The organism is Candidatus Schekmanbacteria bacterium (genome assembly GCA_003695725.1).
Classification (GTDB): domain Bacteria; phylum Schekmanbacteria; class GWA2-38-11; order GWA2-38-11; family J061; genus J061.
Genome location: RFHX01000246.1, coordinates 1 through 8,698 on the forward strand (window position 1 = coordinate 1; position 8,698 = coordinate 8,698).

Annotated in this window: 3 protein-coding genes and 2 tRNA genes; 4 read left to right on the forward strand and 1 reads right to left on the reverse strand. The window is 34.3% G+C overall.

Features of this window, described 5'->3' with window-relative positions; all coding sequences use genetic code 11:
* Positions 1-71: 71 nt before the first annotated feature.
* The 4 genes from D6734_09560 to D6734_09575 all read left to right on the forward strand — a co-directional run bounded on the left by D6734_09560 (position 72) and on the right by D6734_09575 (position 6,931).
* Positions 72-3,803: a hypothetical protein gene (locus D6734_09560; GenBank protein RMF93651.1), complete on the forward strand. Its 3,732-nt coding sequence runs from the start codon at positions 72-74 to the stop codon at positions 3,801-3,803.
* A gap of 97 nt (positions 3,804-3,900) precedes the next feature.
* Complete coding sequence (locus tag D6734_09565; protein ID RMF93652.1) at positions 3,901-6,645, forward strand: TonB-dependent receptor; 2,745 nt, start codon at positions 3,901-3,903, stop codon at positions 6,643-6,645.
* Between the two features lie 124 nt (positions 6,646-6,769).
* Positions 6,770-6,842, forward strand: a tRNA-Lys gene (locus tag D6734_09570).
* Between the two features lie 16 nt (positions 6,843-6,858).
* Positions 6,859-6,931, forward strand: a tRNA-Glu gene (locus tag D6734_09575).
* A gap of 386 nt (positions 6,932-7,317) precedes the next feature.
* Here D6734_09575 and D6734_09580 read toward each other — a convergent pair.
* Positions 7,318-8,698: DUF229 domain-containing protein (locus tag D6734_09580; protein ID RMF93653.1), on the reverse strand; the 1,381-nt coding region annotated here is incomplete at its 5' end.

The window sequence follows — 8,698 nt, forward strand, 5'->3', positions numbered from 1 at the left end:
ATTACGAGATAAATGATAATTTATTGAGAAAGTATAAGTTTGTTTCTTCATATAACTTTTCTTTATAAAAAATGTTAAACTCATCTTTAATGAAAAAAATAAAAAGATTTATTCTGTTATCACTTTTTCTTTCTACAATTTTTATCTTTATCTCTGCAAATCTTTCTTTTGCCTCAATTTTTTCCTTTAATCTCTCAGGAGAATGGAAATTGATAGAGACACAGAATAAATCCATTCCTTCTGAAAATATCAAATGGAAAAAGGTTTCTGTGCCCGGCTATATAACAGGACATTATTATCCTTATGCTTGGTATAAAAAAAGTTTCAAAATACCTGAAAGATATGGCAGTGATTTTTTAAAAGGTAAAAAGGTATTTATTGTCTTTGATGCAGTCAAATGGTCAGCAGATGTCTTTATAAATAAAAAATTTGCAGGAAGCCATAAAGGCGGCTTCACTCCTTTTGAAATTGATATAACCCGGCTGATAAAAAAAGAAGGTGAAAACGATGTTCTTGTCAAAGTCTATAATATGCAGAGTGTAATGGAAAACAATAAAAGCAGAAAATTGCTATATCCACCGGGCTGGCACAAGGGCATAAATCTTCACGGTATATGGGGAAATGTTAGAATTGATATTCGTCCTGAAATATTTATCCAAAATATTTCAATTTTTACATTCGTAAAAAGCAAGAGGATTTCCATTTCTGCTGAGGTAAAAAATTCCTCAAGTAAACCATATACGATAGAATTATTGCATTCAGCCATAAGAAAAGGGAAAAAAGAAATTTCATTCAAAAGTGGAAGAGTTACAATTCCTGCAGGTCAGATGAAAAAAATTTCAACCATTTCAAAATGGGAGTCGCCAAACCTATGGGCACCTGGTTCTCCAATCTTATATGAGCTTGATAGCTCTCTAATTTTAAACGGGAAAAAAATTGACAATAGAAAAGACACTTTTGGATTTAGAGAGTTTACTATTCAAGGAAATGAATTTGCATTAAATGGCAAAAAAATTCATCTCTTCGGCACTTGCTTCCATATTGCAGATGTCTATGACCATCTGAATCCTCCATCTGCAGAGCGCACTTTTGAACTTTTAAAATATGCCAATATAAATACAGTGCGCCTTATGGACCAGCCATGGCCCAAGGATTGGTACGATATAGCAGACCGTATGGGAATATTTATAATTGGTGATAGCGCAATAACTCCTGATGGTTCACAAAAGATTTCTGATTCAAGGTTTTGGGAAAATGCCACTGAACACATAAAATCGAATATTCAAAACAATATCAATCATCCTTCCATAATAATCTGGAATCTTTCAAGTGAAATTGACAGCGCATTGAGTCAAAATAAACAGATAAGCAAAGCAGAACTTGAAAGAAAAATGGAAAGACTGAAATTTGAAGCTTCTATGATTGACCCTGTTAGGCCAAAGATGAATGAAGGTGTAATGGATTTTGGAAATGCAGACATAGAAAATGTCCATTATCCACGAGAGTATGTATACGATTTGAATATGGGAGGAAGCCACTATCAATACCCCAATACAGCCTTCTGGTTTAGATTAGACAAAAAGAGAGGTCTTAGAAAAAATCCTAAAATTCCATATTACATCGGAGAAACCCTTTGGGAACCATCAAGAACTCCCGATGGTGACACCGTGTTTGTTGGAGATGATGCTTATATCAATTTTTTATATTTCAAAGAGCTTGCCAAAGCCAAAGCTCTTCTTATGCAGTTGACAGCATATCGTTTTACTGACTTGCCCGGCGTCAGTCCATGGAATGTCTTTGAAGAAAAATTTTGGGGATACAGCTGGAACGACAAGCATATTCCTCAAATAACTCCAATGGTTGAGTCATGCAGGAAAGCTTTTGCGCCCATAACCGCTTTCATCAAAGAATATAATTCCCGCTTTTTTTCAGGTTCCATTCTAAAAAGGAACATTGCGGTATTCAATGACAGTTTCGAAGACAAATTCCTGAAATTAGAAATTTCAGTTTCTTTTGATAACAATACAATAACAAAAAAAGCAGATGCGTTCTTTATTAAATCAGGAGACAAGCATTTAGTGAATCTTTCAATTCCTCTTCCTCATTGTAAAAAGAGAAAAGAATTTTTTCTAAACATAAATATTTTTGACAGAAAGGGGAAAAACCTCTTTTCAGATTCCATTCCCTATTCACTTTTCCCTGCAAGGAATAATAAACAAATTGAAGATAAAAAAATAAAGATATTCGATCCAGAAAATTCACTATCATTTTTGTCTCTTTCTAATGAATATTTCATAAACAATGAAGATTTAAAAAATCTGCAAATAGAGAATATTCTCATTGTTGGAGAAAACGCTTTAAGCAGTCCTTTTCTGCAAAGGAATACGATTAAGGACATCTCTAACTTTCTTAAAAGAGGAGGGAGAGCTTTAATTCTTAAACAGGAAAAAATTCCTCAAGAAATAGTTTCGATTAAAACAACTCGCCATTCTCCTACTATGGTTTATATGAGAGCAAAAGGCCATCCAATTTTCAATGGAATCCAAGAGGATGACCTCTCTTTTTGGAATGGCAACAATATAGTGGCAGAAAAGTGCTTTTATAAGATTGAAAATAAAAAAATAAGATATTTAGCTGATGCAGGAGGGAAAGGAGGGCTGCTTTATACCCCATTGATTGAACTTTTTTCAGGCAATGGAAAAGCAGTCCTTTGTCAAATGAATCTTGCAGAAAAATTCAAATCCGAACCCTCAGCCCAAATTATCTTTTCTAATATAATAAACTATCTAAATTCTCAAAAGGGAAATAATACTCACACCGGAAAAATTTATTATATTGAAGGAAATGATGATTTACTCAAATACTTAAAGGCTTTCGGAATAAATCCAATAGATAGTAGAAACCAACTGCAGGTTTTAGAACAAGCTTCAAGATGCCTAATGTTTGCAAATCCAAATGCAAAGAGCAGTTTAGTAAATTCAGATATCATTGTAGAAAAAATCAAGGAAGGTAGTATCCTCTACATAAAAGAATTAACACCCTCAACAGTGGGAAAAATTGGAAGATTTTTGCCATACGACATAAAACTTGAAAAACCCATACATTTGCCTCCTTTCATTGTTTCTGATAGTCCTTTTATGTGGGGGATAAGCAATCAGGAATTATATTGGACTTCAGTAAAACCAGGGCTTGCTCAAAATCCTCTTCCTCTTAAAAGAGACATTATTCCATTTGCTATACACTTTGAGGATAATCAACTCGATGAGGATTACTCTCAAGAAGAACAAGAAATCGAAATAGATAAATCAGCTTTTATTAAAAATTCAAATATCATTTTTGAAATTTCTTCTGAGAAAAGAACAACTGCCAAATTTTCCCTATCGATTAAGCTGTTTAATAATAAGAGCCCCCAAAAAATCATATTCTCATTAAAAAATAATCTCTTCCCAAAAGGCAAACCTATGCAGGTATTCACAACCGTCAGCGAAGGTCAAAAAATAATTAAATCTTTTCTTCCCATTGAAAAGGGGAAAAACTCAATCTCAATAAAAATTGCCAAAGGAAAAAATAAAAATGTATCAAACATTGAATTATCAAGGTTATCTTATTCCTTTGTTTCAAATAAAAGCAGAATAATACCTTTGATTTTCCCTATAGGGTTAATTGAAGTCAAATATGGTAGGGGAATGATCATTATAGACCAACTCAATTGGGGAAGCGCCTTTCATGATTCTTCAAACTTCAAAAAAATCAAAAGGTTTATAAATACCTTTGTATTGAATCTGACTGAGCAAATTTTTTAAAAAAATCTTTATATTAAATTAAAAAAACTGTTAATATTGAACAAAAATCAATTATAGTCAGGAACCTTAAAAAAATTTATATTCCTTTTTTCAATAAATGGAATGGAGGATGAATTGTATGTGTAAAAAGATTATCATTTCTTTTTTTCTTTTTCAGCTTTTTCTACCACTAAGCATCTCTTTTTCACAAACTACAGGAAAAGTCAAAGGCACCGTTAAAGACGCTAAGAGCGGAGAAGTTCTTCCCGGCGTTACTATAACTGTTGATGGTACCGATGTAATCACCTTCACTGATGAAAAAGGCAAATTTGAAATTGAGCTTCCTGAAGGCACATATCACTTGCGTTCAGAATTTTTAGGTTATACGCCTGCCGAAGCTGAAAATGTCGTCGTTTCATCTGAAAAGGAAAATATCGTAAACTTTTCATTGAAAGAAATTGAAGCCATTAAAGGAGAAGAGGTAGTTGTTACAGGTGAAAGGATGAATGTCCCTATTTCCCGTGCGACAGCTTCAGTTGAAGTGGTAAGTTCAAAAAAATTCGAATTGAACGCCGGTGCTGATACTGCAGGGGATATATTAAAGAATACTCCGGGCGTGCAAATGGAAAGCGTAGGTGGAGCAGGTACAAGAAAAATAATTAAAATTCGAGGTCAAGGGTCACAGGTTGACAGCAATAGAGTGCTCCTTCTCATAGACGGCATTCCTGCACAATCTCCAAGGGTAGGCACAGGCGAAATTTCTGACTTTCCAGTTGAGATGATTGAACGAATAGAGGTTATGAAGGGTGCCGCATCAGCTATTTATGGCGGCACTGCACAAGCTGGGGTAATAAACATAATAACTAAAAAGGGAAGAAAGAAACCTGTTTTCAAATTCAATGCAAAAGTCAGCACCTATCAGCATCGAACTAACGCAAATCAGGATTGGACCCAATATTATGGAATATTTCATAGTTGGGGCGGCAAGAATTGGAATTATGCAATCAGTGCTTCCTACCTTTTTGCAAAGGGACTGACATATGCCGAAACAAAAAATATTGCAGTATTGCCTGCTAAACAAAGATTCATTTCCGTCAATTATCCCGGATTTCCCGGCTTCAAACCGAAAGAAAAAGCGACAGCGCCTCCATTTTTCAATCAAGATTTAAATGTATTGGAAGACACTGGAGATTTAGATGACAGTGAAAATTACAATATCAATGTAACTTTTGGGGCAACCTTATTTAAAGGAAATAAAATAAATTTGGCATTGGGATATGCTTTTCGAAAAAATCCTCAATCTTTCGGAGTATTAACAGTGCCTCCTATACAACTTCAAAGCGGAGGTAAAAGGGATTATTTCAATTTTTCCGACAATTGGGAAATCACTCCAAATCTTTCATATAGTTTAAAATTAAATCTTGCAAAAATTACAGAAACTGCAGACATGGTATTTTTCTCAAGCGATTTCGTATCAAAAAGAAATGCCGGATATTACAAAAGAAACAATATAGACCCATGGACAGATGTTGATTATTATAAAGGCACTGGTATTCCGGGCAATCCTGCCCCCTTTCATTATTTTTCAAAAAATTGGGATATTGACAACTCTATAACTTTCACTTCAGATATATTGGAAACCAAAGGGAATAGCCTTACCATTGGTCAATCATTCAGATGGGAGAAGGTTGACCTTCCACCGTCAAAAAATATGGGCAACCAAATATTCACAGAAACACCGCAGCACAGAAAATTTACTGCCATCTACTTTCAGGATGTTCAGAAATTTGGCAAATTGAATGTAAATATAGGCGGACGATGGGAACAAATTACAACATTTATAGATGACTGGGAAGATGAATTTTCACCACGCATCGCCTTAAATTACGAAATTAAACCTGGTACTTCCATAAGAGCATCAGTAGGACGTGCATTTAGGCCTCCTGAATATTCACATGTTTATTGGTTAAAAGGGCAGGGCGGAAATCTCTATGGTAATCCTAATCTAAAATATGAAATTACTTGGTCATATGAACTTGGATTCAAATTTCTAACGAAATATTTAAGCGGTGATATAGCATATTTTTATAGCCGCTATTCTGATCAAGAAGTTTCCGTCCCCTTGCTTGCAACAAATCCTGAATTAATCAACCTCAATAATCCGAAAAATGTCAAGTTTTTCAAAATATATAAAAGAAATAGAGAAATACTTGGTGAAGGTATTGCTAAAGCGGTAGAAGAAGTAATAGATTATTATATCCAAAAGGGATTTGTCACAAAGGACGAACTGATTCTTGAAGCGCAACGAGCAATCACATGGATTAACCGTGGTACTTCTGTCCATCAGGGATTTGATGTGAGTTTTGATATTTCAAATCCTTGGCTTCCTGAATTATCCTTTGGTGTAAATTACCTCTTTGACCGTGCAGTTGCAGAGGGAAGAAATCCATTTGACTTTTCACAGGGTGATGCTCCGAAACCGGTATACGGTATAAACAGCTTAGGAGGGAAAAAATCGCCGGTCCCCTTAATACTTCTCGAACTTCACGGAAACCGCTTAGTTGAAGTGCCAACCCATACCTTTAGATTAAGAACAAGTTACAGATTCCCATTCGGGCTTATAGCAACATTAAATGGAAGATTCAAAAGCACAAGCCAATTTAAATCAAGTTATTCTACAAGTGGTTCAATACCTCAACCTGAGCATTGGGTTTGGGATTTAGCCTTGGTCCAGCCATTTTTCAATGGAAAGATGAAAGTAAAATTTGCCATTGAAAATATATTCAGCAAACTTTACTATGAAGTTGGAATGATTCCATCGAGCGTGGCAAGATATGAATTGGGATTGAGTTGGGAGTTCTAATTTAAAAATTACTTGTTGAATAAATTTTCATCCTGTATTATTTTCACATAGTTGGCCAATAAAAGGGGAAAGTCTTTGACATAATTTCTTTTTTTTGTTAATAGACTGCCTCTTTAAAATCAGTGGGCCGTTAGCTCAGGTGGTAGAGCATCTGCCTTTTAAGCAGAGGGTCGCTGGTTCGAGTCCAGCACGGCTCAAACTTCATAAAAGGATGTCCCCATCGTCTAGTGGTCTAGGACACCGGCCTTTCACGCCGGCAACGGGGGTTCGACTCCCCCTGGGGACGTGTTTTTGCGGTTTTTTGGATGATATCTTTATTGGCTCTTTCAGGTAACTCCGGGATGTCGGTTTTTTGGACAACTTATTTCCTTTCTTTTCAATAGGTTATAGAAGTAAAAGAAAAAGTGTTCTTTTTTTGGACATTTCTCAGCAATTTAGCTTGATTTCATTTTGGTAAATTTCCAGTCCCCTTTTTTATCTATCTCATTGAATTATTTAGATAATTTAATAATTCTTATTTCATACTGGTCCTTTGGCATCAAATTTGCTTAAATAATCTTATAAGATTAAAAAGAGGTGGAAAGGCAAAAATGAGTTTAAATAAAAAGATGAAATTTATATCAATCTATATTATGTCATTTGCACTTTTGGCATTTATTGCCTGTGAAATAATCAATTGACATAACCCAAAGCTTTCATCCGATTAAGTTGATTCCTTTTTTTCTCCAAGTCTTCTTTTGTTTCCTTATATCCCTTTTTTTTTTTTTTTGTCTTCTTAATCCAATCTATTAAAAGTTTTTTCATATCTTTTACAAGAAGAGGATTTTTATCTGCAATATTGATTTTTTCATAAGGGTCTGTAGAAAGGTCAAAGAGTTCTAATTTTTTTGAGTCCATACAAAAAATAAGTTTATAATTTCCATCAATAACCGCTTTTTTCTTTTCATAATAATATGTTTCTTCAGCAAATATAGGAGGTTCTGCAGCATTATATTCACCTTTTATAAAAGGCATCAAACTTTTTCCGTCAAATTCCTTACTAATGGGTATGCCTGCAATTTCAAAGAAAGTTGGCATTAAATCAATTGTTGAGACAGGATTGTATATTTTTTTAGGTGACCTAATTCTCGGAATGGAAATAATTAAAGGCACCTTTATTAACTCTTCATAAAGACTCTGTCCATGATAATAATCGCCGTGGTCCCAAAATTCTTCTCCATGGTCAGATGTTACACAAATTACTGTATTATCAAGAAGTTTTTCATCTTTTAGAGTTTGTAAAATATTTCCAAATAATTTATCCATATACAACACTTCACCATTATACAACTCTCTAATATATTCTTTATCAGAATCAGTAAGAGCAACTTTCCCCATTCGAATTTGTGAAAGTTGAGGATACGGAAGTGAGGGATCCATTGGTGCAAATACAGGCCATTTCTCTTCAACATCTTTTTTTCTAAACTCTTGAGGAGGAGCGTAAGGGTCGTGTGGATCAACAAAATGAACCCATAAAAAGAATTTTTTATTTCTATTCTTCCTGATAAAGTTGATTGTATTCTCGACAAGATATTTTGAAGTGTTCATCAAATATTTATATTCGGGCTCCTGAATACATAATGATAATGCACTTTCTAAAAAAGGCATAATGAGAGCAAATCGATTCATTGTCCGTGTATGATGATTAACCAAGATGCTAAAATCAAATCCCTGGAGTATTCCCGTTGATTTTTGCAATAGATAATTTCCAACAAAAGCACCTGTCCTATATCCCCTTTTATCTAAAAGTTCTGCTAAGGTATCAACATTTTCTGGAATGGTATAATAATCTTTAGAATTACCTATGGAGAGTTTTGATGGAAATTGTGAAGAAAAAAGTCCAACCATAGAAGGAACTGTCCATGGTGCTAAAGAATGAGCATTTAGAAAAACAATATTCTCATTTCCAAAATTATCAAAAGAAGGTGTTTTTGTCGTCCCTCCATAAATTCCTAACGAATCAGCTCGTAATGCATCAAATGTTAGTAAAATAAAATTGTAATCCTCTTTACTC

Coding starts and splice junctions, on each gene's coding strand:
- D6734_09560 (RMF93651.1), top strand. CDS start 72: ATGTTAAACTCATCTTTAATGAAAAAAATAAAAAGATTTATTCTGTTA.
- D6734_09565 (RMF93652.1), top strand. CDS start 3,901: ATGGAATGGAGGATGAATTGTATGTGTAAAAAGATTATCATTTCTTTT.